Origin of the sequence: Kitasatospora sp. NPDC098652, assembly GCF_044760155.1 — a bacterium.
In the GTDB taxonomy this organism is placed as follows: Bacteria; Actinomycetota; Actinomycetes; order Streptomycetales; family Streptomycetaceae; genus Kitasatospora.
Genome location: NZ_JBIWAQ010000001.1, coordinates 926,054 through 949,863, shown reverse-complemented (window position 1 = coordinate 949,863; position 23,810 = coordinate 926,054). Strand labels below are relative to the sequence as shown.

Here is a 23,810-nt window from a genome sequence, read left to right as displayed (position 1 = left end):
GGCGGTGATCGGCCACGCCGCCGCCCACACCGCCCACCCCGGCGCCGGGGGCCGGCCGTTCACAGCTCGCGCAGGATCGGGAGGAGCTCCTGCGCCGTCCGCCGGACCGCGGAGCGGTAGGCGGCCTCCGTCAGTTCGGCGGTGGGCAGGCGCAGGATCAGGTGGCGGGCGCCGTTCTTGACGTACTGGTGGAGCCAGTCGGCGACCTCCTGCGGGGTGCCGCCGAAGATCCCCTGGGTGGTGCGCATGGTGGTGAGCGGAAGGCCGTAGTAGGCGCGGAAGTACGACCAGAGGGTCTCCTCGGCCTGCTCCCGGGTGCGGTCGACCGCGACGGAGAGGTAGACGGAGCCGGTGACCGCCTCGGCGGGGCGGCCCGCCTCCTCGCGTGCTGCGGTGACCTGGTCCCAGCCCGCGCCGTAGTTCTCGGGGGTGGTGGAGGTCGGCATCCAGCCGTCGAAGGCGCGGCCGGCCCGGCGCAGCATCTGGGGGCCGGAGTGGGCGATCCACAGCGGCGGGCCCTGCGGCTGGTGCGGCAGCGGCAGCAGGGCGGCGTCCTGGAGCCGGTAGTGCTTGCCCTGGTAGGAGACGGGCTCGCCGCGGGCGGCCCAGAGCGCCTGGCAGATCTCGACGGTCTCCCGCATTCGCCCGAAGCGGGTGGCGAAGTCCAGCCCGTAGTTGGCGAATTCGCGCTCGGTCGCGGGGGAGGCGAAGCCGGAGCCGATGCCGGCGATCACCCGGCCGCCGGAGATCCGGTCCAGGCAGGCCAGTTCGTGCGCCAGATGGACGGGGGCGCGCAGCGGCATCAGTACGGCGGTGCCCAACTGCACCCGCTCGGTGGCCGAGGAGGCGGCGGCGAGGGCGAGCAGCGGGTTCATCCGGGAGCGGGCGAGCGGGGACTCGCCGGCCCAGATCGAGTCGAAGCCGGACTCCTCGGCCAGGGCGGCGATCGAGGCGAGGTTGCCCGGGTAGGGGCCCTCGTCGATGACGGCCTCGCGGCCGGGCAGGACGATGCCGACCTTGAGGGCGGTCACTGGTCCCACCCCACGGCGGGCACGAGGCCCTCGATCTCGACCAGGAGGTCGTCCCGGCAGACGGCGACGTTGAGGTACTTCACCTCAGTACCCACACCAAATGCCTCTTCACAGACAGCGCGTACCGCCGGAACATCGTCTTCATGTCGCACGTAGGCCTTGATCATCCGTAGGTCCTTGAGTTCGTGTCCCGCGTCGACGCCCTGGGCCGCGAGGTTCCCGCGGGAGATGAGGTGGGCGATGTTGTCCAGGGTCTCCCGGGTCTGGCGCCGCACGTCGCCCCGGTGGACGGTCTCGTGGCCGAGGATGGACGCGGTGCCGGAGACGTAGAGGGTGTCGTCCAGGAGCGTGGCGCGGGCGAAGCTCGGCGACTTGGGACCGTACTGGTCGGGGTAGTGGTAGGCGGAGGTCTGCCGGCTGTTCTCCAGGTGCCGGGGCACGCCTCTTCTGGTCGCCAGCAGGACGAAGGCTATGCCGCGGCCCTGGGTGCCGATCCCGGTGGCGGCGGGGAGTTGGGCGGTGGTGTCGCCCATGTAGGTCTGGAACGCCTGGGCGCGGCCCTGGACGAAGTCCCGGTAGACCTCCATGCCCTCGGCGTTGGCGCCGAGGATGTCGCCGACGAAGTTCCACATCCGGAAGATGTGGCCGTAGTCGAGGTGGTTGACCAGGGCGAAGGCCTTCTCGTACATCTCCCGCACCGGCGGGGTGTAGACCGACTGCTCGGGGAGGAGGCCGGCGACGAAGAGGTGCCGGCCGTCGTGGGCGTAGGCGCTGTCCTCGCGCAGGACCCAGCGCGGCTGTTCGTCGACGGTCCACACCTCGCGGAAGGCGTCGCCGTTGGTGACCGCCATCGGGATGGTCAGGTCGGGGTGGCCGTGCTCGACCCGGCTGAGGCCGGTGGTGGCGCCGTAGGTCACGGTGGCGAGGACGTGGCGCCCCGGCTCCGGGTACGGCGGCTGCGCCGCGGAGGTGAAGTGGGCACGGAGGCTCATGTCAGCAGGTTCCTTCGGTGCGGCAGGCGGCGCCGTGGGGCGACGTCCTGGTGGGCCTGCGCGTCGAGGATCGCCCCGCGCAGGTGCTGGGGCTCGGGACGCCCTCGAAGCGGGTGTCGCCGATGGGTACGGGGCAGGAGCCGGTGCGTCGGGGCCGAGGCGGCCCGGGCTCCTGCGATGGCGCTGAACAGGGGCAGAACGCTTGCAGAACGTTTGCTTGTACGTGCAATCAACTGCGCTCAAGGGACCCCGGGAATAAAAATCGGGGGCGCCAGGATCTTGCATGCGCATGTACTCTTCTGTCAAGCAACACCTCTGCAAGGGAGGCATCTATGGCAACTTCATCGCACGCGCCGCTGCGCAGCTCCGACCAGGCCGCCTGGGGCCGGGTGCTGACGCTCCATTCGTTCGTGGAGCGGGAGCTGGCCCTGGCGCTCCAGCGGCAGCACGGGATCGGACTGTCGGAGTACCGGTCCCTGGAACACCTGCACCACTCCTCGACCAGCGAGCTGCGGATGCAGGACCTGGCCGACCGGGTCGGCCTGGGGCAGTCGTCGGTGACCCGGCTGGTGGGCCGGCTCGAAACGGCCGGCTTCGCCTTCAAGGACCTCTGTCCTTCGGACAAGCGCGGGGTCTACGCGGTCATCACGGACGAGGGGCGCCAGCGCTACCAGGCGGCGCGGGCGACCTACGCGGAGGTGCTGTCCTCCGCGTTGAACTCCTTCACCGCCGATCCCGAACTGGGCCCCACCGTCCAGGCCCTGCGCGCGACCCAGGCCTGACCCGTCGCCCCCCGGCGCGGCACCGTGGTCCGGTCCCGGGCTCCCCCGGTCCCGGACGGCTGTGGCGCGCCGGCGTGGCGCCCCCGCCCGTCCAGCCCGGCCCCGAACGCACTCCGCGTTCGGGGTCTTTTGCTTGGTCATGCAAGTCTGGTGGTCTGCGTCACACCCACTTCGGCAAGTACATGCTTGACCAAGCATGGACCTCGCCCGGTACGGTCTTCCTCGACACCGCACGAATTCGAACAGCCGATCGGTACTCGTTGCCGGCGGCTGAGCCGACCGCGAGGAATCCCGCCGTGCCATCGTCCCGCTTGGCCGAGACCGTCGCCGCCCACGGCGACGAACGGCCCCACCGCATCGCGCTCCACTTCAACGACCAGGCCGTCACCTACGGCCGGTTGAACGACCTGACCCGCAGCCTGCGCAAGCACCTGTCGGCGCTGGACCTCCCGTCCGGCGGCACGGTGTGCGTGCCGGCGCACAAGAACCCGCAGACCGTCGCCCTGCTGCTGGCCGTCGCCCAGGAGGGCCTGGTCGCCCTCGCCCCCTCCCCGGACCTGGGCAGCGCCGCACTGGAACGCCTGGCGCAGCAGGCCAGGGTCTCCCACCGGCTCACCGCGACCGCCGACGGCGCGCTCGCCGCGGCGCCGGTACCGGCGGACGAGGCCGAGGCGGCGGGGTTCGCGGTGCCGGACCCGGCCCGGACCCGGCTGCTGCTGACCACCTCGGGCTCGACCGGCACCCCCAAGATCGTGCCGATCGAAACCGCCGGGTTCGACGCCTTCGCCGACTGGGCCGTCAGTGAGTTCGCCCTGTCCGTCGAGGACATCGCGCTGTCCTACGCCCCGCTCAACTTCGACCTCGCCCTGCTCGACATCTGGACCTTCCTGCAACTTGGCGCCACCGTCGTCCTGGTGGAGCAGCAGCGGGCCACCGACGCCGCCCACCTGGCGGGGCTGGCCGCCCGGCACCGGGTCACCTTCGTCCAGGGCGTGCCGATGGTGTACCGCCTGCTGCTCGACCACGGCGGCACCTTCCCCGCCGTACGCCACGCGGTCTTCACCGGTGACCGGATGCCGGCGGACCTGCTCGCCAGGGTCGCCCCCGCGTTCCCCGGGGCCGCGTTCCACAACGTGTTCGGCTGTACGGAGACCAACGACTCGTTCATCCACCGGGTCGACCCCGCGGCGACCGGGCCGATGCCCGTCGGCCGCCCGATCCGGGGCACCGAGGCCGTGGTCGTCGACTCCGACGGCCGGCGCCTCGCCTCGGTCGGCACCGGGGAGCTCCTGGTGTCCACGCCCTTCCAGACCAGCGGCTACCTGCGCCGGGAGCTCAACGAGGCGGTGTTCACCCAGCTGGACGGCCGGGTCTTCTACCGCACCGGCGACATCGTCACCCGCAACACCGAGGGCCTCTACTTCCTGGAGGGGCGCGCGGACTGGCACGTGAAGGTCAGGGGCGTGCGCACCAACCTCCAGGAGGTGGAGAACGTGATCGCGGCCCACCCGGACGTCGCCGAGGCGGTGGTCGTGCCGCTGCCCGACCCCGAGGCCGGTGTCCGCCTGCACGCCCACGTCGCCCAGCGCCCGGGCAGCGCCCTCACCAGTCTGGGCCTGCGCGCCCACCTGGGGCGGGAGTTGCCGCGCCACGCCATCCCGGCCTCGGTGCACCTCACCGCACTTCCGCTGCCCCGTACGTCGACCGGAAAGCCCGACCGGAACCTGATCAAGCAGACCCGCCTGAAGGAGACCACCGCATGAGCAGCACCGCCATAGCCGCCGAGGTCCGCGCCTACGTGGTGGACCAGTTCCTGGCCGGCGAGGACGTATCGGACCTCACCGGCGACTACGACCTGATCGAGTCCGGAGTCATCGACAGCCTGGGCCTGGTGCGCATGCTCGCGCACTTCACCACGGCCTACCGGATCCCCGTCGACGACATCGACTTCGGCCCGGACGACTTCCGCACCCTGGACGCCATCGCCGCCGTGATCGCGGAGCACAGCCCGGCCGTGGCCGCCTGATCCCCCCCGTACCGCACCGCCCGCTCCACCCGCACCGCCGCAGGACCCGCACGTCCGCAAGAGCCGCACACCCGCAAGGCCCGTACATCCGCAACACCCGTAGTTCCCAACCTATTCCGAAGGAGAACCGAGAGATGTTCACCCGCAGCCTCGATGATGTCGCCCCCGTCGAGTGGGGCAACGGCCTGAGCACCCGCCTGCTGACCAAGCGCGACGGGATGGGCTTCGCCGTCGCGGACACCCTGGTGCGCAAGGGCACTTCCAGCGCCCTGCAGTACCGCAACCACCTGGAGGCCTGCTACTGCATCAGCGGCTCCGGTGAGGTCGTGGAGCACGACGGCACCCGCCACAAGATCGTCCCGGGCACCATCTACGTCCTCGACAAGCACGACCCGCACCACCTGGTGGCCTCGGACGACGAGGACCTCCACCTGGTGTCGATCTTCAACCCGCCGATCAACGGCGACGAGAAGCACACCCTCTCCGAGGACGGCTACTCCCAGTACTGAGCCGCCGATCAGCCGACGCCCCACCGCCGGCCGGTCGAACCGGCCCCGGCCCGGAGCCCCGCACGGCTCCGGGCCGGGACCGGACCCGGCCCGGCCACGTGCCGCCCCGAGCCCGTGGCCGGGCCGGGCCGTGACACCCCGCCACGGCACGACCCCGATCCTCCGCAGCACGACCGACCCCGGAATGGACCCCAGGACCCCCGATGGACGATGACCTCTTCGACCTCACCGCCCCGTGGGCGGAACAACTCAACGCCGACACCCGCGAGTTGGACGCGGCAGGCGAGTTCCCCCACGACAAGTGGAAGGCCCTGCGGGAGACCGGACTCCTGCGGGTGCACTTCGCGCCCGAGTTCGGCGGCGCCGGGCACAGCCTCACCCGGACGATGCGGGCCCTGGAGGGACTGGGCCACACCTCCCGGGACGCGGGCCTCTCCTTCTCCGCCTCGACCCAGATCGTGTCCGTCGGCGTGCCCCTGCAACGGTTCGCGAGCCAGGAGTTGAAGGAGAAGTACCTGCCGCGGATCATGTCCGGTGAGCTGATCACCGCGCACGCGATCACCGAGCGCTCCGGCGGCTCGGACGCGATGAACCTGGCCAGCGTCGCCCGCCGCGAAGGGGACCACTACGTGGTCAGCGGCGACAAGATGTTCATCACCAACGCCCCGGTCGCCGACCTGTTCCTGCTCTACGTCCGCACCGGCAAGCCCGGCCCCTTCGGCCTCACCACCCTGCTGGTCGAGGCCGGCACCCCCGGTCTGACCGTGGGCCCCGCGATGGACAAGATCGGCCTGCGTACCAGCCCGATCGGCACGCTCTCCTTCGACGAGCTGCGCGTGCCGGTCTCCCAGCGGGTCGGACAGGAGGGTGCCGGATTCCGGGTCCTGGACTACGTGATGAAGCGCGAGGTGCTCTTCGGCTTCTCCATCACCCTGGGCGAGATGACCCGGCGGCTGGAGGAGACCATCGCCTTCGCCAAGGAGCGCTGCCAGTTCGGCCGGCCGATCGGCGCCTACCAGGGCGTCTCCCACAAGATCGCGGACATGAAGATCCGGGTGGAGACGGCCCGCAAGTGGCTCGTCGACACCGGCGCCAAGGTCGAGCGGAACGAGGACGCCGCGCTCGACCTCGCGGCCACCAAGACGGTGGTCTCCGAGGCCAACGTGCAGACCGCGCTGGACGCGGTGCAGATTCACGGCGGCCGTGGCGTGCTCACCGAGTACGGCGTCGAGCGCGACCTGCGCAACTCGATCGCCGGAACGATCTACTCCGGTACCTCCGAGATCCAGCGCAACCGGATCGCCATGCTGCTCGGACTCTGACCGACGGGAATCCCGACATGACCGACACACTGGACCACCTCACCCGCTCCACCGAGTTCCTCGACCACGAGAGCGACGCGGTGCAGGCCTTCGTCGACCACGCCGTCCGGGACCGTTCGGCGGACCGGCGCACCAACGCGATCGAGCTGTACTACGCGGTGCGCGACGGCGTCGACTACGAGGTCTACGGCGCCCCGCTCTCCCGGGAGGGCCTGCGCGCCTCCAACACCGCCACCACCAAGTCCGGGTTCTGCCTGCACAAGGCCGCGCTGTACGCGGCCACCGTGCGCGCCCTGGGCATCCCCTCCCGCCTCGTCTACGGCGACGTGCGCAACCACCTGGCGTCGCCCCGCCTGCTGTCCCACATCGGCGGCGACGTGTTCTTCCACTCGCTCGCCCAGGTGCACCTGGACGGCAAGTGGATCAAGGTCACCCCGGTGTTCAACAAGCTGCTCTGCAAGCTGTACGGCATGCGCGCCCTGGAGTTCGACGGCGTCAACGACAGCCTCCACCACCCCCACGACGGCGGCGGCGCGATGGAGTTCCTGACCGACCACGGCAGCTTCGACGACCTCCCGTACGAGTTCGTCATCGAGGCCATGCGCCGCAAGCACCCCAAGTTCCTCGACACCACGGGCACCGGCACCGTCCGCGGCGGCCGTCTCGCCGAAGAGTCCACCCTCACCCGGTAGGAGAAGACCCCCATGACCAGCACCCCGCCGCCCGTCGACGGATGGGACGCCTCGACCAGGATCGGCGTCGTCGTACCGCACGCCGACGTCGGCCCGGAGGCCGAACTGCAGGCCGTGGCCCCCGCGTCCGTCTCCGTCCACGGATCGCGCGTGCACTTCGCCGCCATGCGCGCGGGCGGCGAGATGGACGAGAAGATCCCGTACGACCCGATCCTGTCCTTCGTCCAGGCCCCGTACCTGGACGAGGCCGTGGAACTGCTCGCGGCCTCCCCGCTGCACGCCCTGACGCTCGGGTTCACCTCCTCCAGTTACGCGTTGAAGGCCCAGGGCGAACGGGAGTTGTACGAGCGGCTGCTGCCCGTCACCCGGGGGCTGCCGATCACCGGCACGACCAAGGCCGCCAGGGCCGCCTTCGACGCCCTGGGCGCCCGCCGGATCGCGCTGGTGAACCCGCCGTGGTTCACCGACTCCCTCTCCGGCCAAGGGGCCGACTACTTCCGCGAGTTCGGCTACGAGGTGGTCCACCACGGCCCCTGCGGACTGCCGTCGAACCAGAAGGCCATCACGCCGGAGAACCTGTCGGCCTGGATCCGCAGCACGGTGGCGGAGCACCGGCCGGACGCCGTCCTGGTGGCCGGCAACGGCATCCGGGCGGTGGGCACCATCAAGCCGCTGGAGGAGGAGCTCGGGTTCAACGTCGTCACCGCGAACCAGGTCATCCTCTGGCACGCCCTCCACCTGGCCGGTGCCGCCGGGACCGCCCGGGAGATCACCGACTACGGACAGCTGTTCGCCACGACCCCGAAGGACGGTCACTCGTGAGCCTGTTGGACGCACAGGCCTACGAGGCCGTCTTCGGGACGCCGGAGGGCGACACCTACCGCATCCCGCTGGTCTGCTGGCGGGAGGACGGCGACCACCTGTTCGGCGTGGTCCTGGTCAAGGGGCACCTGCGGCGCACGGACCAGCTGTCGGACTTCCTGCGGTACGACCGCCGGAACGTCTCGCGGGGCGACGAGGCGCCCGCGACGACCTTCGAACCGGCGACGGCGGACGGCCGGGTGGAGGACTCCTACGTGCCCGCCATTCGGTGACACCGGCCGTTCGGCGCCGCCCTCAGGTGACGTCCGCCCTTGGATGACGCCCGCCCTTGGATGACGCCCGCCTTTCGGTGAGGTTCGCAGTCCGGTGCCGGCCGTTCGACGACCGGCGGCACCCGCGGAGGGGTGCGGTCCCTTGTGAAGTCCCCGTGAGACAACGGGAACCGGTCCTCCCCGGCCGCCGTGCCGGTGTTCGACCCGCTTATCGCAATTCGCTATTCGGTCAATGCCTATTCGCCGCCGATCGGAATGGATCCTCCTGCCGCCCGTCGGGCCGCCGCGCACCCGGCGGTCTTCCCGGGCGGTCCGGATCCACCGCACCCCGGGCCTCGCTGCCCCGGGGTGCGGTGCCGTACTCGGCCCTACCCGCACCCGCCGAGGACCGACGCGTCCGGCCCCGGATCCGGCCACGCTTCCGCCACGTCTCCGCCACGCTCCGGCCACGCTTCCACCACGCCCCGGATCCCGGTGGCGCGGAGGGGATCGTCGCAGGTCGAGCCAGGTGAACAAGAGTTCGACGATGCGTCAGGGAGCTACCGGGACCGGGGTATGCTTGCCGCGTCGTCACGGGGGCTGGTGCACGAACGATCCGGAGGGGCCATGCAGCTCACACGAAGTCTCTTGGGCGCCCGACGGTCCGCGGCCGCACTCGTCGTGCGGTACCGGCGCGCGCCGCAGTGCTGAGGCAGGCCCGCGCGGAACAGACCCGCTCCGCCCTGATCGACGCCGCCGCCGGACAGTTCGCCCAGCACGGCTACGCCGGCGCCACCCTGGCGCGGATCAGCCAGTCCGCCGGGGTCACCTCGGGCGCGCTGACCTTCCACTTCCTGACCAAGGAGGACCTCGCCCGGGAGGTGCTCAGGGTGGGGGCGGCCGCGACCGCCTCGGCCCTGGACGAGGTTCAGCAGCTCACCACGCCCGGGCTGGCCGGGGTCAGCCGGCTCACCCAGCTGCTGGCGGCCTTCCTCCAGCAGGACGTCCGGGCCCACGCGGCGATGCGGCTCGCGCACGAGTGCCCCGGTTCGCAGGGCGCCTGGGAACAGGCCTGGCGGCCCGCCCTGCTGCACGCGCTGGAGCTGGCCCGGGCGGGCGGCACCACCGACGCGGAGCTCGCCGACATCGAACTGCTGGTCGCCTACCTGCTGGCCGGCGCCGAGGCGCAGCTGCGCTCCGGCCGCCCGGTCAGCGTCGTGGAGCACGAGCTCGGCCGGCTGTGGCGGCGGGCCGGGGCGGGCTTCGGTGCCCGGCCGGAGGACGGCTCCGACTCCTGCGAGCACGACCGGACGCCCGCCCCGCCGCGGTTGCGCGGCCCGTCCCGGGGTGACACCGCCCGCAATGACGGGTGACCGGACGGTAGACGTACGGCGACCGCGGTGACACCTGGTGGCATGCCGCTGACCTGCGGGACCGGTGTCCCGCAGGTTGTGCTGTTCCTTGACCCGCGGGGCTGATTCCATTTCCGGCGCGGACCGCGGACCCCGGCCGCCCGTTCCCCGGGCCGGATGCGGGTGATTCGCGCCAGGGCTTTGTATCGAGTTGGCGAAGTGGCGACCGGAACCCCTTTCTCCGAGAAAAAAATAGTGCTCATTCTTTAGTGTGGGTGGATCTGTGTGAAAGCCGCAGCCGCAACACGGGAGGGGTAGCTATGAGGGGATGGGACTCCGTCACCCAGTTCACGGACCAGCTGTTCGGCCACTTGCGCCGAGCTGACCAGCGCAAGTGGGCTCACACCTACGTCAACGGCCTCCTCAGCACGCCCGGGAAGAAGTCCATCCGCCGCCTGGCGGCCGTGTCGAGCGACTCCCCGACGGCTTCGCAGGCCCTGCACCAGTTCGTCAACGAGAGCCCCTGGGAGTGGGATCCGGTCTGCGACCAGCTCCGGCGGTGGGTCGAGGACCGGGCCCGGCCCAGGGCCTGGACGATCGCCCCCGTCGTGCTGCCCAAACGCGGTGAGAAGTCCTGCGGGGTGCACCGGCGCTTCATCCCGCACACCGGACGGACCGTCAACTGCCAGATCGGCACCGCCGTCTTCATGTCGACGGAGGCGGGGGAGTTCCCCGTGGGCTGGTGCCTGTTCCTGCCGGAGCCGTGGGCCGCCCAGGGCCCGCTCCGCGAGCAGGCCCGGATCCCGCACACCGCCACCGCCTCGTGCGAGGGCCAACTCCTCAACCTGATCGACCAGATGGCGCGGACCTCACAGTACGACCCGGTCCCGGTGGTGGTCGACCTGCACGGCTACCTGGACTCGCGCCGGCTCGTCGAGGGCCTGAGCCGGCGCGGGCTGGACTACGCGATCGCGATCCCGGACAGCTTCCCGCTGGCCCCGCTGGAGCAGCAGGCCCCCGGCTCCCGCCGGCCGGTGGCCGCGGCGGCCCGGGCGGTGAGCGAGCGGTGCCCCGAGGTGCGCTCCGAGGCCTGGAGGACGGGCTCAGCGCCCGTGCGCGACGGTCTGGTGCAGGTGCCCGGTGTCGTCACGGCCGACCAGAGACCTCAGCCGTTCCGGCTGTTCACCCAGCCCGACGAGGACGCGACGGGGGCGGGGCAGCTCTGGCTCACCAGCATGGTGCACCGGCCGGTCGACGAGCTGCTGGAGTACGCGGAGCGGCACGCCGCGACCGGGGAGACCGTCGAGCTGCTCGAACGGCGCTTCGGCCTGCGGGACTTCGAGGGCCGCTCGTTCCCGGGCTGGCACCACCACATGGCCCTGGTGTCGGCCGCCTTCACCTACAGCCGCCTGGCGGCCGATCTCGGCATGCGGGCCTTGCGCCCCGGTCCGGGCGCCGGAAGTGACGGTCTGGCGAGGCCGCCGCTCGTGCCCTGCTCCCGGTGGGTCCGGGAAGCCTCGCTGGGGTATCCCGTAGCGGTCTGAGCCGTCGCTTCGGGCGCGCCGCCGCCCCCTCCCGGCGCGCCCGAAGCGCCCGGCGCCAGTTCGGTGTTGCCCCAATTGTCCGGCCGGCATGAGCTGATGAGCGTGGGTCAGGCGAAGTTCTTCACCGCCGGCGATTGACAGCAAGATGTATGTTCATGCAAGCTCTACCTGTCCGCCTGAGGTTCTCACGGGCAAAAACAACATGTACATACAAGCAACTACCTGGGGACTCCATGCCTGATCCCACGGCACCCACCGTCGACGCCGCGACTGCGGCCTGAGCGGGGGAGCAGCGTTGCGTTATTCCGAACTCTCCGAGAGCGAGCTGACCGAGTACGCCCGCGAGGCGGTACGGATCAGCCGCGAGCACGTCGCCAAGGGCGGCATCCCGTTCTCCGGTGTGGTGATCAACAGCGGCCGGATCCTCGGCACCGGTGTCAACCGGGTGCGTGAGGACAACGACCCCACCGCGCACGCCGAGGTCACCGCACTGCGGGCGGCCGCCGCCAAGTACGGACTGCACGCCACCGCCGGATCCACCCTGATCGCCTCCGGCGAGCCCTGCGCCCTGTGCTACATGGCGTCGCTGTATTTCAGCGTCAGCCACATCGTCAACGTGGTCGACCGCAAGACGGCCGCGCGGTACGGCTTCGACTACACCAGCTCGTACTCGATCTTCGCCGAGGACCCGGAGACCTGGCCGATCAAGGTCACCTCGATCCAGATCCCGGAAGCCACGGCGCCGTTCGAGGACTTCCTCACCATGGAGCGGGGGCGGCCATGAGCGGCACGGCAACCGGCAGGATCGGCATCAAGGTCTGGTCGGACTACGTCTGTCCGTTCTGCATGCTGGCCGAGGGCCCGCTGCACGAGGCCACCCGCGACCTCGACGTCGACATCGAGTGGATGCCGTTCGAGCTGCGGCCCCACCCCACCCCGACGCTGCGCCCGGAGGACGACTACCTGCCGGCGATCTGGGCCCGCGCCGTCTACCCGATGGCCCGCCGGCTCGGCGTGGACATCACCCTGCCGACGGTCTCGCCGCAGCCCTACACCCGGCTGGCCTTCGAGGGCTACCAGTACGCGGCCGAGCACGGCCGGGCCGCCGAGTACACCCCGCGGGTGCTGCGGGCCTTCTTCCAGGAGAACCGGGACATCGGTGAGGTGGCCGTCCTCGCCGACATCGCCTCCGAACTCGGCCTGGACGGTGCCGACTTCGCCGAGGCGCTGACGGCCGGCCGGTACACCGAGGCGCACCGGGCAGCGCTGCGGCACGCGGAGGCCAACCGGGTCTCGGTCGCGCCCACCATCATCGTCGACGGACGCCACCGCATCGAGGGCGTACCCTCCGTCGCCCAGATCCGCAAGGCCGTGCTCGACGCCCAGGCCGAGCAGGAGGCCCTCGGGGACGCCGCTCCCGCCTGCGGGATCGACGGCTGCTGAACCGGGCCTGACGCCGGGTCGGTGGCTGACGCCCCGCTTCCGGCCTCCCGCCACGTTCTTCTCTCGCTCTCTCCCGTTCTTCTCCCGTTCTCTCTGCCCCACCCCTCCCCCCCAACGCCGACCTCCCAAGAACGAAAGGACCAGCCATGCAGTGGTTCTACCTCGCGATCGCGGACATCTTCGAGATCGCCGTCGCCATCGCGGCCGGCAAGGCCGAAGGCTTCAAGAACCGCACGTGGACCGCCGTGACCCTGATCACCGGCGCCCTCGGCACCTTCTTCCTCAGCAAGGCACTGCTGACCTTCGACGTCGGCGTCGGCTACGCGATCTGGACCTCCGTCGCCGGCGTCGGCATCACCCTCCTCGGCGCCCTGCTCTTCGGCCAGCGCCTGAACTGGCGCAAGGCCGTCGGCATCGCCGTCATCATCGCCGGCGTCGTCGGCCTCCAGCTCAGCGGCGCTGCCTGATCCTCCCGCCCCCACCCGGCTCAACCTCCCGAAAGGACCCGTGCACATGTCCGACACCGGCCGCACCTCAGCCAACCCGTGGATCATGCTCCTGCTCGCCGGCGGCTTCGAAGTCGGCTACGCGCTCGCCGTCGGTGGAAGCCACGGCTTCACTCGACTGACCTGGTCGCTGGTCGCCGTCGTCTTCTTCCTCCTGACGCTCTGGGCCCTGAGCGCCGCGCTGCGCACCATCGACGTCAGCATCGGCTACGCCGTCTGGGCCGGCATCGGGTCGGTCGGCGCGGCCCTGCTGGGGCCCGTCGTCTTCGACGAGAGCCTCACCCCCGTCAAGGCCGTGTGGCTGGCCGTGATCATCGCCGGCGTGGTCTGGCTCAAGCTCGCGGACCGGCCGCAGAAGTCCGCCGAGACCGCCGCCGCGCCGCGTGAGGTGCAGACCGCGGACGCCTGACGGGCGCGCCGCCCCGGTGCGGGAAGCCGCCGCGCCGCTCGTGAGGCGCACCACAGCCCCGGTCCCGACCGGGTGGGTGCGGAGCGGCCGGGGTGTGGTGGAGGGCCTCCTGGTGCCCGGTCGGATGTCGGAATCCGATCGGGACGCCAGGAGGCCCTCCACGCGTTCCTCGGAGCGACCGCAAAGAGGCCTCCGCCGGGTCAACTGCCCGGCGGAGGCCTGTTCATGAACGATTCGGGCGGTAACGCCTCCCGCGTGCGGGCGCGATCAGGCCCGTCGTCGGCTGACCCGTACGGCCCCTGCGCCGGCGGCGAGGAACGCGGCGGCGAGGCCGAGGAGGACCGGTGTCTTCGGGGCGCCGGTCTGGGCCAGCTCGCCGTGGTGGTGGTGTCCGGGCGCCACCTCGTGACCGTGCCCGCTGGGGTGGGTCGGCCTGTGCGGCGGACGCACGCCCACCTCCTCCGCGACGAACTTGATCTTGTTCAGGTTGTGCGCGGACTGGTGGTTGGCCTGACTCTGCTGGTTGGAGAGGTTGTTGGCCTGCGAGGCTGACTGGTTGTTGAGCGCGGAGTTCTGGGCGCTGTTCTGCGCGGAGTTGTTCGAGTTGCTGGTGGCGCTGTTGTTGGCGCTGTTGTTCAGATTGTTGGCCACGGTGTTCTGCACGACGACCGTCACGGCGACGTGCTGGTCCTGGCCCTGGTTCTGCTGGGCGTTCTGGTCCTGGCCCTGGTTCTGGTTCTGGTCCTGACCTTGGCCCTGGTTCTGGCCTTGGTTCTGGTCCTGGCCCTGGCCCTGGTTCTGCTGGCCGTTCTGGCCCTGACCCTGCTCGCCGTGGTCCCCGTGCTCGCCGTGGTCCCCGTGGTCCCCGTGCTCGCCGTGGTCCCCGTGCTCGCCGTGCTCGCCGTGCTCGCCGTGGTCCCCGTGCTCGCCGTGGTCCCCGTGGTCCCCGTGCTCCCCGTGGTCCCCGTGCTCGCCGTGGTCCCCGTGCTCGCCGTGCTCGCCGTGCTCGCCGTGGTCCCCGTGCTCGCCGTGGTCCCCGTGGTCCCCGTGGTCCCCGTGCTCGCCGTGCTCGCCGTGGTCCCCGTGCTCGCCGTGGTCCCCGTGGTCCCCGTGAGGGGGAGTGCCGGGAATCTCGGGCAGGCAGATGCAGTCGGTCGGGCCGGGGCCGGGCATGTGGCCGTGGGACTCGTGGCCGGGCACCTGATCGCAGTGCTCGCCGCCGTTCTCCCAGGCGCCCTCGGGAAGGGCGGATCCCGGTGCCTGCTCCATCGGCCGGCTCTGCTCGCCGGGCCGGGTCGAGTCGTCCGGTTGCACCGAACCGGGCTCCTGGCCGTCGATCGCGACTCCCTCGGCCTCGGCGCCGTTGCCGGCGTCGGTGCGGTGGGCCGGGCGGACGAGCTGCGTCGACTGGAGATCGCTCTGACTCCTGCTGGCCCAGGTGCCGTCCGACGAGACACCGCTCTCCTCGGCGAGCCGCAGCAGGCTGTCGACCCATTCGCCCTGGGCCGCCGAGGAGTCGGAGGTCGCGCTGTGGTCGATGGCGGGCGAGGCGTGGGCCACTCCGCCGGTGCCCCAGAGGAGGGCGGCCGACGTCAGGCCCGACAGGACCAGGGTGGTGATTCGAGTTCGCATGGTGCTCCTGGATGATCCGCAAAACGGATCTTCTGAATACGCTCCTGTACCACCCGCGGACGTGGCGCGTCGCCGCGAGTTAACCGGCCTGGCCCAATGAATTGCTGAGAACGGGGGAACGCCGCCCACGCGCTCCGCTCCGCCGCCCACGCCGCTGCTTCGTCGCCGCCCCGGCCCCGGATTCCCACCGTGACCGTGCGAGCTCCGTCGGTGACATGCAGGGATCGTGGTTTGCCCTGAACATCCTGTACATGAGGATCTCAATTCCGGCAGCGGTCCTTGCCGGCTGCACCACAGCCCTGCTCTTCCAGCCCCCCGTCGCCGCCGCGGACAGCTCGGTCGCCCCGGCACCGCGCACCTCCGCCGGAGGCGGCTCGGTCACCTCGGTGGCCGTCACCGCCGGCGGAGCCGTCTCGCCCCGGGCCACCCGTTCGTTCGAACTCCTCGGCGTGGTCTGGGACGGCTCCCCGAAGGCACTCGCCGGCGGTTCCGTACGAGTCCGAACCCGCGATGCCGTCACCGGCCGCTGGGGCGCCTGGCAAACCCTGGAGACCGAGGCCGCGGACGGGCCCGACTCCCTCCCGCACGGTTCCACCGCCCCGCTGTGGGCCGGACGCAGCAACGGCGTCGCGGTCGACGTGCACCCCGGCCCGGCCGGTCTCCCGCGCGGACTGCGGGTCGAACTGATCGACCCCGGCCAGGGGGCGGCCGCCGCCGACGCCAAGCCCCTTCCCGAACACGCGGCCGGGCCCGAGGCGCTCGCCGCTCCGCGCCCCGGCATCGTCACCCGGGCGGGCTGGGGTGCGGACGAGTCCATCCGTGAAGCGGGCTTCGTGTACACCGGCGCGGTCCGGGTGACCTTCGTCCACCACACCGCGACCGCCACCGACTACGCCTGCTCCGACGCGCCCAGGATCATCAGATCGATCTACCAGTACCACGTGCAGAGCAACGGCTGGCGGGACATCGGCTACAACTTCCTGGTCGACCGCTGCGGCACCATCTACGAGGGCCGGGCCGGCGGCGTCGACCAGCCCGTGCTCGGCGCCCACACCCTCGGCTTCAACACCAACTCCTCCGGTATCGCCGCCATCGGGACCTACAGCTCGGACGCTCCGCCGCAGGAGCTCCAGGACGGCATCGCGAAGATCGCCGCCTGGAAGCTCGGCCTCACCGGTCGGCAGGCCGACGGAACGGCCCAGCTCACCTCCGGCTCGGACGGCAGCCTCTATCCCAAGGGCACGGTCGTCGACTTCGACGCGATCTCCGGCCACCGCGACGGCTTCGCCACCGAATGCCCCGGTGACGCCCTCTACCGTCGGCTCCCCGCCATCCGCGACACGGCGGCCCGCCTGCAGAGGTGACGAGCCGGCTGTCCGCCGAGCCCCCGCCGCGGGGGCTCGGCCGACCGGCCCTCAGGCGGTGGAGAGGCCGGTCATGGTCCCGATCACCATCGCGCGACGCCGATCGCGCGGCGCCAGAAGGATCGGTGGGCCGGTGACCGAGGCCTCCGAACGGCGTGACCTGGTCGCTCGGCGGGTCGTTGAGCCACGAAGGAGGCCGGTGGGCGGCCTACGTCGATGGGACCGCACATGGGCAAGCGCCTTCGAGACCACGTATACGACGCGGGCATGATGCTCATGAAGCCCCTGGAGCGGGCGGTCACCACCAGCTCGCTGGTCCCGACGACGCCGTTCCTGAACGCCGATCACTTCCCGTGGGCCCGACTCCTCGAGGAGAACTGGCGAACGATCCGCCAGGAACTCGACGAGGTCCTGATCTTCCAGGACGACCTGCCGGCCTTCCACGAGATCTCACCCGACGTGGCCGACATCTCCGACGAGCGCTGGCGGACCTTCTTCTTCTGCAGCTACGGTCACCGCTCGGACGCCAACCGGGCTCGGTGCCCCGGGACCGCGGCGCTCCTCGACCAGATCCCGGGGCTGACGACGGCGATGTTCTCGATCCTGGCTCCGGGCAAGCGCATCCCTGCGCACCGCGGGCCGTGGACCGGAGTGCTCCGCTACCACCTCGGCCTGCGCGTCCCCGAGCCGGCCCTGTGCGGAATCACGGTCGGTGGCCAGACGGCGCACTGGCGCGAGGGCGAGAGCCTGCTCTTCGACGACTCCTACGAGCACTCCGCCTGGAACGACTCCGACGGGACCCGGGTGGTCCTCTTCCTCGACGTTCCACGGCCCTGCCGCTTCCCGGGCGCCTGGATCAACCGGGCGGTACTGGCCGGGGCGACACTGACGCCGTTCATGCTCAACGCCACGGCCAATCACCGCGCGTGGGAGCGCCGGTTCGCGGCCAAGCACCCGGCGCCACCGCGGGCCGACGGCTAGGTTCCGTCCGGCCGACCGCTGCGTGCGCCATCTCGGCCGCGAGGACGGACCGGGGCTGCTCTCCAAGGAGGAGGGCTGGGGGCATCCGGGCTACTGGGTGGTGACGAATCGCGCGATCGGCCGGGCAGCTCGCGCGGCGGCTCTGGTGGGCCGGCTACGCCGGAAACGCCGTCTGGGGAACCGAGTTGCTCGGCGGCGTAGGAGATGGGGTGTCGCTACTGATCGCTCGGGGGCTCGGTGGGAGCCGGCCCGTGGCGCCTTCCTGTGCCGTCCGGGTGAAACACCAGCCCGTTGTTCGTGTACATATGCTTCGCGCTCTGTGCCATGCGCTCTGATGGTCGCGACGCCGGACACCGCCCCGCGCCCGCGCCCCGGGGCTCGTCGTGTCCGGCTGTCCAGTCCGGATGCGGCCTGGTGGCCGCGGCACAAGGAGGAGCCCCATGACCGTCATCGAGGTCCCGCTCTCGCCCCCGCGGCGCTCCGGGGTGCTTGCCACCCGGAACGCCGTGTACCAGTTGAAGGTCGACGAGTCGATCGGGGAGGGCTGGATCACCCGGTCCGACCTGGCCTGGCTGACCCTCGTGGACGGGCGGGTGACGATTGGCCAGACTCCGCTGTACGCCCCGCAGTTCGGCGATGACTCGCTTACCTGGCTGCAGCAGGTCCCGGGGCGTTTCAGCGCGGGGAGGCTGATGTTCGCCGAGGACGGCGTGAGCCTGTACGGCGCGATCACCGTGGGGACCACGGTCGATGACGCGGTGACCGTGGAGGTGGCCGGCCACGTCGGCCGCTCCGTCACCTACGACACCAAGGTCACCAAGACGCCGTACCGCAAGGACACCGACCCCATGACCGTCCCGGCTGATCACTGGACCGCCGGACGGGAGTTGGAGATCGGCTACGAGCTGGACCCCTCCTCGCTCAATTCCGATCCTCGGCCGAAGATCCGACTGAAGAAGGCGGACGGCCAGTACACCGACGTGGAGGGCAGGTACATCGTCGAGCACGACGCGGCGGTCCTGCTCATCGACACCCCCGACATCGTCTGCGACAGCATGAAGGACGACGAGCACGACCCGGGCTTCTACAGGGCCGGCCGGCTCGCCTTCAGCATCAAGGAGCTGAGCCCGACCGGCCGCGGTTGGCTGTCCGCCACCTGCGCCGGAGCGGTGAACAAGAACGACCCCGAGCAGGTGCTGCTCTGGCAGGCGGTGCCGCGCGAACCGAAGGGCGCAGCCGAACTGCCGCTGCTGCTCTCGGCGGCCGAGCACGAGGCGTACTTCGACGGCGTCGAGGTGCTGCTGGAGACCGAGGACCTCACCCTCAGCGACCTCTACAACCAGTTGCCCGACGACTTCCTGGTGGACGGCAAGGGAGGCGTCGAGAAGGTCATGGACAGCCCGCTCAGCCGCAACATGAAGTGGGCGATGTCCAAGCAGAAACCTGAGGCGGACTGGTTGCGGGACTTCATGCAGGCCTCGGAGCCCGCGATGGACGACGAACAGGTGGCGCTCGCCAGTTCGGGGCAGGAGTGGTATCGCAAGTGGGGCCGGGCCTATCTGACCAAGTCCTTCGACGAGTACCGCGGCCAGGGCCAGAGCACGGTCTTCCTGGACCAGGGCGAGAAGGCCAAACTGGACTGTTACTTCAAGTCAGGCCTGTACAAGGACGCGCAGTTCAACGTGCAGTACCAGGGCCTTTACGTGGAGACCTACATCGCCCACAAGCGCCGCATCAAGCTGTACATCGCCGACAAGAACGGCGACTGGGCGAGGAAGCTCTTCGACGAGGCGATGAAGCCCGCCAACTTCGTCAACGTGGCCAACGCGTACACCAACCTGGACTCCCGCGACAGCGCGATGAAGCTGATCAAGAAGACCGGCACCCTGCTGCTGGCCCTGGACCGCAGCGGCAACTACGCGCACCAGTACTACGAGGCGATCACCACCGGCGTGGTGGGCAAGATGTGCCACAACGTCAAACACCAGGACCCGAAGTTCAGCCTCACCTGGCTGCCGGACGTGATCTCCGGGCTGATCAAGCAGATCGCGGACGGCAAGGATCCGGGCACCTCGGGAATCAGCAAGACCGAGGCGGCCGAGATGTACGCGTACATCTCCGACCACCTGACCGCCTTCTCCGCCGACGTGGCCACCTTCCTGGCCAACCTCAAGGGCACCGGGATCTACAAGCTCTCCCAAGAGGCCCAGGACGGCTACGACGAGGCGATCGCCTCCAAGCACCCGAAGATGAAGAAGTTCGGCCGGCTCATGTTCCTGGCCGCCTGGGCCGGCAACGTCTACGCCGTGATGACTGCCCTGCTGCGCGAGGACTGGCAGCAGATGACCGAAAAGGAGCGGGCCGAGGCGGTCACCGAGTCGCTGGGGACGACCCTGGAGGCCGCCAAGGCCATGAAGACCATCTGGGCGGGCGCCAAGAAGCTCGGCGCCGTGGTCTGGGGACAGATCTCCCGCTGGTACAGCTTCGACGGCGTCCGAGCGGGCTTCGCCAAGATCGCCAACAAGCTCACCGGACTGACGCGATGGCTGCCCCGGGCGGGCCAGGTGTTCAAGAAGCTTCTGGCAGTCGGGATCGACAAGATGGGCCTGGGCACCCTGTTCGCCAAGATCTTCAGCGGGACCGTCCTCAAGCTCGCGCTGAAGACCCTCAGCGTGGCCATCTCGGTCGCACTCACCGTCCTGGCCCTGGTCGACCTGATCGAGTGCCTGGCGAAGGGCAGCACGATCACCGAGACCGTGCTGTCGGCGATCAGCCTGGCCGCCGCGCTGGTCGGCACCGTCTGCCTCGTCCTGGGCTTCGTGTTCGTCGGCGTGGCGGCCATCCCGATCATCGGCTTCATCGCGGCACTGGTGGGCATCATCGCCTCGGTGATCCGCTGGTTCACCAGCACCCCGCCCAACCCGCTCACCGACTTCATGAACAACTACGGCAAGCCCTTCGTCCAGGGGCTGGCAGAAGTCAGCGACGAGTGCAAGAAGGTCCCCAAGGCCCACCAGAACGGCCAAGGACTCGTCCTGCTCGTCACCGTATGACGCTGCCCCAGGAGAACGGCGCCGGCGCGGCGCCGTTCTCCGCCTCCTACACCACTCTGATCTCCACCACCCGCGGCGCGAGCACCGCCACCGCGCCCGGCCTGCCCCTGGTTCTGACGGTACGTCGGCAGGAAGGTAGCCCACGGCCCACGGTGGAGGCCCGCCTCGGCGGCGAGGACGTCACCGGCTGGCTCGGCGTCGGCGTCGACGGATCCGACCGGCTGATCCTCTCCGTCATGATCTCCGGAGAGGGCGGCTTCCTCTGCGAGGACGGCAACCGCTTCTACCTCTCCTGCAAGGCCCTGCTCGACGCCGACGCCCTCAACTTCACCGGCGCCGTACACGCCACCTGCGCCGACCCCGGTCACGAGGGCGCCGCCCCCTACCACTGGCAGGGCACCGCCGACCACACCTTCGCCGCCCTGCGCGGCACCCCCGACGACCCCTGGCCCGCCCTGCTGGCCGCCGCCCGGGAAGGAACCCCGCGATGACCGAGGACGACGAAAAGCGCGACCTGGCGAAAAGCGCCGAGAAGTACGCAACGGACAAGGGGCTGCCGACCAGGGACCGCGCGCTGCTCAACAGCGCCCTGCTGATGGACGACCGCTGGCTGCGCCGCGAGATCAGACGGCTGTTCCACGATGACCTGCAGTACAACGAGCCGATGGCCGGCTGGATCGGCAACTCCGGAATGGGCCGGGCCGCGCCGTACGGGGCCGGCTTTTGCGGGCTGGTGATGACCGTGATGGCGTTCTGCGCCAAGGGCGGCGCCGACTTCGAGAAGTGCCTGAGGATGGACGAGCTGACCAACCGCTACACCTACCTGCTCAGCCCCGAGTGCCGGGAGACCAGCGACCGCGCCGGACGGCTCTACATCGAACGACGCGACCTGATCCGGGCCGCCGACGACGCCGCCTCGCAGACCCTTGGTGAACTGTTCCCGGACAAGTCCCAGAGGCCGCGGTACGGCACGATGCTCGCCGACCTGCTCACCACCGGCCCGTTCACCACGGCCCAGCTCGCCAAGCGCCAGGCCGCGATCGGCGGTTGGCAGCAGCGGTTGGAGTGCCACTTCCAGAAGGTCGAGTTCCTCAACGCCGGCGAACTCAAGCGCGTCCGGGCGCACTGGGAGAAGGCCACCCCCGGCGGACTGACGGAGAAGTGGCAGCCCGGCCAGTACCTGACACCTGTCTTCTTCCCCAAGGAGACCTTCGCCGATGTCCTGGGCCCCACCACCATGGGCAACATCCAACGCCGGTGGGCCTGGTGGGATCGCTACATGCCGATGTTCCTCAAGAGCAAAGTCCCGCCACCAGCCTTCCTCCTCCCGGAGGAACAGGACTCGCAAGCGTAAGTGGGCGTTAGGTCAACAGGACGGACGTCCAGGAGGGTCGCCCGGTGCCCGAAACTGATCACGGACACCGGGCGGGGCCCCGAGGCCGTCATGGGCGCACTGGGGCCGGGGCGGGCGGCGTGGACGGCGTCGAGGCTCCAGTCGTTCTGCTGGACGTTGACCCGGGACAGGCCCTGCCGTCGGAGGGGTGGGGTTCAGGTGCGGGTAGCGGTGATGAGGTGGTAGTCGAGGAGGCCGTGGCGCCAGGCGGGGAGGAAGTTGCGGGTCCAGTGGTCGTTGGGGACGGTGTCGGCGAGGTAGCGGTCGAGGCCGGGCCAGACGTCGGGGCCGATGGACTCGGTGGTGACGGGGGTGAAGCCGGCCTCGGTGAGGTCGGTGGTGAAGCCGTCGAGGGTGTGGGGGACGTCGAGGCCGTCGGCGAAGCTGGCGAGGAGGATCTTGAGGCGCTCGGTGATCTCGTCCCCGGGGGCGGCGAAGAAGGTGGTGACCACCAGGCGGCCACCGGGGCGCAGGACGCGGGCGGACTCGCGGGCGAAGCCGGTGAGTCCGCGGAAGTGCTGGGCGGCCTCGACGGAGTAGACGCCGTCGAGCGAGGCGTCGTGGAACGGGAGTTCGTCCGCCGAGCCGATGGTGTAGCCGAGCCGGTCCGGATAGGTGGCCATGGCCCGAGCGTTGACAGTGCGGGCGCGTTCGATCTGGTCCGGATGGATGTCCACGCCGGTCACCGAGGCGAAGCGGAACTCCCGTAGCGCCAGGGCCGCGCCCAGCCCGCGCCCGCAGCCGACCTCCGCGAGCCGCAGCCGCTCGCGTGGCTCCGGGAAGGCGTTCAGCACCCGGCGGTAGAGCTGCTCCTGGCTGTGCACGCGGTCGTCGGGGGTGGGGGCGGTCAGGTCGATGCCGTGCCAGTCACCGAAGTTGATGAACCCGCCTGCGAAGCTGGCGGCCTTGGCGAGATCTTCGGTGCCGTAAGTCCGGCGAACGGTCGGGGGGATGTGGTCTTGGTTCATGGGCCGTCGGGTCTCCTGCTCGTGGGCGCCCGGCGGTCGGGCGCGCCGAGGTACGTACCCAAACCTGTGGTGCTCCGAACACGGTACGTGACGGGGTGGGTTCGGGGTTGACGGGGCGTGGAAACCCGGTGTCCGGGAGGGGCGCGGGTTCGCTACAGTCCGCCGGTAGCCCACCGGACCGGCCCAGGGCCAGAGCACGAGGAGCACCACCCGCATGAGCACCGACGACCGGCCCGTCCCCTCGTTGACCGGTGGCGAGCGCGAGATGCTGCGCGACTTCCTGGACTTCCACCGGGCGACCCTCGCCATGAAGTGCGAGGGCCTGACCGACGAACAGCTGCGGCAGCGCTCCAGCCCGCCGTCCGCGCTGAGCCTGCTCGGACTGGTGCGGCACATGGCCGAGGTGGAGCGCACGTGGTTCCGCCGGGTGATCGACGGCGAGGACGTCCCGCTGGTCTGGTCCCCGGACGGGGACTACCAGGTGGCCTACGACCCGACCGGCGCCACCCGCGCCGAGGCCTTCGCCGCCTGGCAGGCCGAGGTCGAGCACTCCCGCCGGATCGAGCTGGCGGCCCCCTCGCTGGACGTCACCGGCTACCAGGCGCGCTGGGGGGCCGAGGTGTCGCTGCGGCTGGTGATGCTGCACCTGATCCACGAGTACGCCCGGCACAACGGGCACGCGGACTTCCTGCGGGAGGCCATCGACGGCACCGTCGGGGCGTAGGGGGTAGGGGGCAG

Annotated in this window: 24 protein-coding genes; 20 read left to right on the top strand and 4 right to left on the bottom strand. The window is 70.7% G+C overall.

Going from position 1 to position 23,810, the window contains the following annotated elements; all coding sequences use genetic code 11:
• Nucleotides 1–59: 59 nt before the first annotated feature.
• The gene (locus ACIQWA_RS04040) at nt 60–1,031 is read right to left on the bottom strand and encodes an LLM class flavin-dependent oxidoreductase (protein WP_360235308.1); all 972 of its coding nucleotides are present in this window, start codon (nt 1,029–1,031) and stop codon (nt 60–62) included.
• The gene (locus ACIQWA_RS04035) at nt 1,028–2,023 is read right to left on the bottom strand and encodes an FkbO/Hyg5 family chorismatase (RefSeq protein WP_402477785.1); all 996 of its coding nucleotides are present in this window, start codon (nt 2,021–2,023) and stop codon (nt 1,028–1,030) included. The genes ACIQWA_RS04040 and ACIQWA_RS04035 overlap by 4 nt, the downstream gene beginning before the upstream one ends.
• Nucleotides 2,024–2,355: 332 nt before the next feature.
• Between ACIQWA_RS04035 and ACIQWA_RS04030 the strand changes: the two genes are divergently transcribed.
• The 14 genes from ACIQWA_RS04030 to ACIQWA_RS03965 all read left to right on the top strand — a co-directional run bounded on the left by ACIQWA_RS04030 (nt 2,356) and on the right by ACIQWA_RS03965 (nt 13,681).
• The gene (locus ACIQWA_RS04030) at nt 2,356–2,805 is read left to right on the top strand and encodes a MarR family transcriptional regulator (RefSeq protein ID WP_360235314.1); all 450 of its coding nucleotides are present in this window, start codon (nt 2,356–2,358) and stop codon (nt 2,803–2,805) included.
• 296 nt (nt 2,806–3,101) lie between these two features.
• Nucleotides 3,102–4,568, top strand: coding sequence for an AMP-binding protein (locus ACIQWA_RS04025; RefSeq protein ID WP_402477781.1), 1,467 nt, complete (start codon nt 3,102–3,104; stop codon nt 4,566–4,568).
• A complete protein-coding gene (locus ACIQWA_RS04020) occupies nt 4,565–4,831 on the top strand; it encodes an acyl carrier protein (RefSeq protein WP_360235320.1) in 267 nt (88 codons plus the stop codon). The genes ACIQWA_RS04025 and ACIQWA_RS04020 overlap by 4 nt, the downstream gene beginning before the upstream one ends.
• 134 nt (nt 4,832–4,965) lie before the next feature.
• Complete coding sequence (locus ACIQWA_RS04015) at nt 4,966–5,340, top strand: ectoine synthase (RefSeq protein WP_360235323.1); 375 nt, start codon at nt 4,966–4,968, stop codon at nt 5,338–5,340.
• A 203-nt stretch (nt 5,341–5,543) separates the two neighbouring features.
• Nucleotides 5,544–6,662, top strand: coding sequence for an acyl-CoA dehydrogenase family protein (locus ACIQWA_RS04010; RefSeq protein WP_360235326.1), 1,119 nt, complete (start codon nt 5,544–5,546; stop codon nt 6,660–6,662).
• A gap of 17 nt (nt 6,663–6,679) precedes the next feature.
• Complete coding sequence (locus ACIQWA_RS04005; protein WP_402477778.1) at nt 6,680–7,354, top strand: transglutaminase family protein; 675 nt, start codon at nt 6,680–6,682, stop codon at nt 7,352–7,354.
• 12 nt (nt 7,355–7,366) lie between these two features.
• Nucleotides 7,367–8,176, top strand: coding sequence for a maleate cis-trans isomerase (locus tag ACIQWA_RS04000; RefSeq protein WP_360235332.1), 810 nt, complete (start codon nt 7,367–7,369; stop codon nt 8,174–8,176).
• A complete protein-coding gene (locus ACIQWA_RS03995; RefSeq protein ID WP_402477775.1) occupies nt 8,173–8,448 on the top strand; it encodes a DUF6253 family protein in 276 nt (91 codons plus the stop codon). Before ACIQWA_RS04000 ends, ACIQWA_RS03995 begins: the two co-directional genes overlap by 4 nt.
• 683 nt (nt 8,449–9,131) lie before the next feature.
• The gene (locus ACIQWA_RS03990; RefSeq protein ID WP_402477772.1) at nt 9,132–9,800 is read left to right on the top strand and encodes a TetR family transcriptional regulator; all 669 of its coding nucleotides are present in this window, start codon (nt 9,132–9,134) and stop codon (nt 9,798–9,800) included.
• 299 nt (nt 9,801–10,099) lie between these two features.
• Nucleotides 10,100–11,323 carry an IS701 family transposase gene (locus tag ACIQWA_RS03985; protein ID WP_402477771.1) on the top strand — a complete coding sequence of 408 codons (1,224 nt, stop codon included), beginning with the start codon at nt 10,100–10,102 and terminating at the stop codon, nt 11,321–11,323.
• Between the two features lie 295 nt (nt 11,324–11,618).
• The gene (locus ACIQWA_RS03980; protein WP_402477770.1) at nt 11,619–12,107 is read left to right on the top strand and encodes a nucleoside deaminase; all 489 of its coding nucleotides are present in this window, start codon (nt 11,619–11,621) and stop codon (nt 12,105–12,107) included.
• Nucleotides 12,104–12,766, top strand: coding sequence for a DsbA family oxidoreductase (locus tag ACIQWA_RS03975; RefSeq protein WP_360235347.1), 663 nt, complete (start codon nt 12,104–12,106; stop codon nt 12,764–12,766). The genes ACIQWA_RS03980 and ACIQWA_RS03975 overlap by 4 nt, the downstream gene beginning before the upstream one ends.
• 146 nt (nt 12,767–12,912) lie before the next feature.
• On the top strand, nt 12,913–13,233 hold the full coding sequence (locus tag ACIQWA_RS03970) for an SMR family transporter (protein ID WP_360235350.1): 321 nt from the start codon (nt 12,913–12,915) through the stop codon (nt 13,231–13,233).
• Nucleotides 13,234–13,279: 46 nt separating this feature from the next.
• Nucleotides 13,280–13,681: a multidrug efflux SMR transporter gene (locus ACIQWA_RS03965; RefSeq protein WP_360235353.1), complete on the top strand. Its 402-nt coding sequence runs from the start codon at nt 13,280–13,282 to the stop codon at nt 13,679–13,681.
• A gap of 267 nt (nt 13,682–13,948) precedes the next feature.
• Here the strand turns inward: ACIQWA_RS03965 and ACIQWA_RS03960 are convergent, their stop codons facing one another.
• A complete protein-coding gene (locus ACIQWA_RS03960; RefSeq protein WP_402477765.1) occupies nt 13,949–15,313 on the bottom strand; it encodes a hypothetical protein in 1,365 nt (454 codons plus the stop codon).
• A 251-nt stretch (nt 15,314–15,564) separates the two neighbouring features.
• Between ACIQWA_RS03960 and ACIQWA_RS03955 the strand changes: the two genes are divergently transcribed.
• The 5 genes from ACIQWA_RS03955 to ACIQWA_RS03935 all read left to right on the top strand — a co-directional run bounded on the left by ACIQWA_RS03955 (nt 15,565) and on the right by ACIQWA_RS03935 (nt 22,065).
• A complete protein-coding gene (locus ACIQWA_RS03955) occupies nt 15,565–16,677 on the top strand; it encodes a peptidoglycan recognition protein (protein WP_402477763.1) in 1,113 nt (370 codons plus the stop codon).
• Between the two features lie 267 nt (nt 16,678–16,944).
• Nucleotides 16,945–17,658 carry an aspartyl/asparaginyl beta-hydroxylase domain-containing protein gene (locus ACIQWA_RS03950; RefSeq protein WP_402477760.1) on the top strand — a complete coding sequence of 238 codons (714 nt, stop codon included), beginning with the start codon at nt 16,945–16,947 and terminating at the stop codon, nt 17,656–17,658.
• A gap of 440 nt (nt 17,659–18,098) precedes the next feature.
• Nucleotides 18,099–20,711: a hypothetical protein gene (locus ACIQWA_RS03945; RefSeq protein WP_402477757.1), complete on the top strand. Its 2,613-nt coding sequence runs from the start codon at nt 18,099–18,101 to the stop codon at nt 20,709–20,711.
• Nucleotides 20,708–21,202 (top strand): hypothetical protein, encoded by a 495-nt coding sequence (locus ACIQWA_RS03940; RefSeq protein ID WP_402477755.1) that lies wholly within the window; start codon nt 20,708–20,710, stop codon nt 21,200–21,202. Before ACIQWA_RS03945 ends, ACIQWA_RS03940 begins: the two co-directional genes overlap by 4 nt.
• The gene (locus tag ACIQWA_RS03935; RefSeq protein WP_402477752.1) at nt 21,199–22,065 is read left to right on the top strand and encodes a hypothetical protein; all 867 of its coding nucleotides are present in this window, start codon (nt 21,199–21,201) and stop codon (nt 22,063–22,065) included. Before ACIQWA_RS03940 ends, ACIQWA_RS03935 begins: the two co-directional genes overlap by 4 nt.
• A 194-nt stretch (nt 22,066–22,259) precedes the next feature.
• Here the strand turns inward: ACIQWA_RS03935 and ACIQWA_RS03930 are convergent, their stop codons facing one another.
• On the bottom strand, nt 22,260–23,072 hold the full coding sequence (locus ACIQWA_RS03930) for a class I SAM-dependent methyltransferase (protein ID WP_402477749.1): 813 nt from the start codon (nt 23,070–23,072) through the stop codon (nt 22,260–22,262).
• Nucleotides 23,073–23,286: 214 nt separating this feature from the next.
• Between ACIQWA_RS03930 and ACIQWA_RS03925 the strand changes: the two genes are divergently transcribed.
• Nucleotides 23,287–23,796 (top strand): DinB family protein, encoded by a 510-nt coding sequence (locus ACIQWA_RS03925; RefSeq protein WP_402477746.1) that lies wholly within the window; start codon nt 23,287–23,289, stop codon nt 23,794–23,796.
• The last annotated feature ends 14 nt before the right edge of the window (nt 23,797–23,810 follow it).

Bases quoted from the DNA above. Each gene is read 5' to 3' on its own strand.
- ACIQWA_RS04035 (WP_402477785.1), bottom strand. From the start codon at position 2,023: ATGAGCCTCCGTGCCCACTTCACCTCCGCGGCGCAGCCGCCGTACCCG.
- ACIQWA_RS04030 (WP_360235314.1), top strand. From the start codon at position 2,356: ATGGCAACTTCATCGCACGCGCCGCTGCGCAGCTCCGACCAGGCCGCC.
- ACIQWA_RS04020 (WP_360235320.1), top strand. From the start codon at position 4,565: ATGAGCAGCACCGCCATAGCCGCCGAGGTCCGCGCCTACGTGGTGGAC.
- ACIQWA_RS04015 (WP_360235323.1), top strand. From the start codon at position 4,966: ATGTTCACCCGCAGCCTCGATGATGTCGCCCCCGTCGAGTGGGGCAAC.
- ACIQWA_RS04010 (WP_360235326.1), top strand. From the start codon at position 5,544: ATGGACGATGACCTCTTCGACCTCACCGCCCCGTGGGCGGAACAACTC.
- ACIQWA_RS04005 (WP_402477778.1), top strand. From the start codon at position 6,680: ATGACCGACACACTGGACCACCTCACCCGCTCCACCGAGTTCCTCGAC.
- ACIQWA_RS04000 (WP_360235332.1), top strand. From the start codon at position 7,367: ATGACCAGCACCCCGCCGCCCGTCGACGGATGGGACGCCTCGACCAGG.
- ACIQWA_RS03985 (WP_402477771.1), top strand. From the start codon at position 10,100: ATGAGGGGATGGGACTCCGTCACCCAGTTCACGGACCAGCTGTTCGGC.
- ACIQWA_RS03975 (WP_360235347.1), top strand. From the start codon at position 12,104: ATGAGCGGCACGGCAACCGGCAGGATCGGCATCAAGGTCTGGTCGGAC.
- ACIQWA_RS03970 (WP_360235350.1), top strand. From the start codon at position 12,913: ATGCAGTGGTTCTACCTCGCGATCGCGGACATCTTCGAGATCGCCGTC.
- ACIQWA_RS03965 (WP_360235353.1), top strand. From the start codon at position 13,280: ATGTCCGACACCGGCCGCACCTCAGCCAACCCGTGGATCATGCTCCTG.
- ACIQWA_RS03960 (WP_402477765.1), bottom strand. From the start codon at position 15,313: ATGCGAACTCGAATCACCACCCTGGTCCTGTCGGGCCTGACGTCGGCC.
- ACIQWA_RS03955 (WP_402477763.1), top strand. From the start codon at position 15,565: ATGAGGATCTCAATTCCGGCAGCGGTCCTTGCCGGCTGCACCACAGCC.
- ACIQWA_RS03950 (WP_402477760.1), top strand. From the start codon at position 16,945: ATGATGCTCATGAAGCCCCTGGAGCGGGCGGTCACCACCAGCTCGCTG.
- ACIQWA_RS03945 (WP_402477757.1), top strand. From the start codon at position 18,099: ATGACCGTCATCGAGGTCCCGCTCTCGCCCCCGCGGCGCTCCGGGGTG.
- ACIQWA_RS03940 (WP_402477755.1), top strand. From the start codon at position 20,708: ATGACGCTGCCCCAGGAGAACGGCGCCGGCGCGGCGCCGTTCTCCGCC.
- ACIQWA_RS03935 (WP_402477752.1), top strand. From the start codon at position 21,199: ATGACCGAGGACGACGAAAAGCGCGACCTGGCGAAAAGCGCCGAGAAG.
- ACIQWA_RS03930 (WP_402477749.1), bottom strand. From the start codon at position 23,072: ATGAACCAAGACCACATCCCCCCGACCGTTCGCCGGACTTACGGCACC.
- ACIQWA_RS03925 (WP_402477746.1), top strand. From the start codon at position 23,287: ATGAGCACCGACGACCGGCCCGTCCCCTCGTTGACCGGTGGCGAGCGC.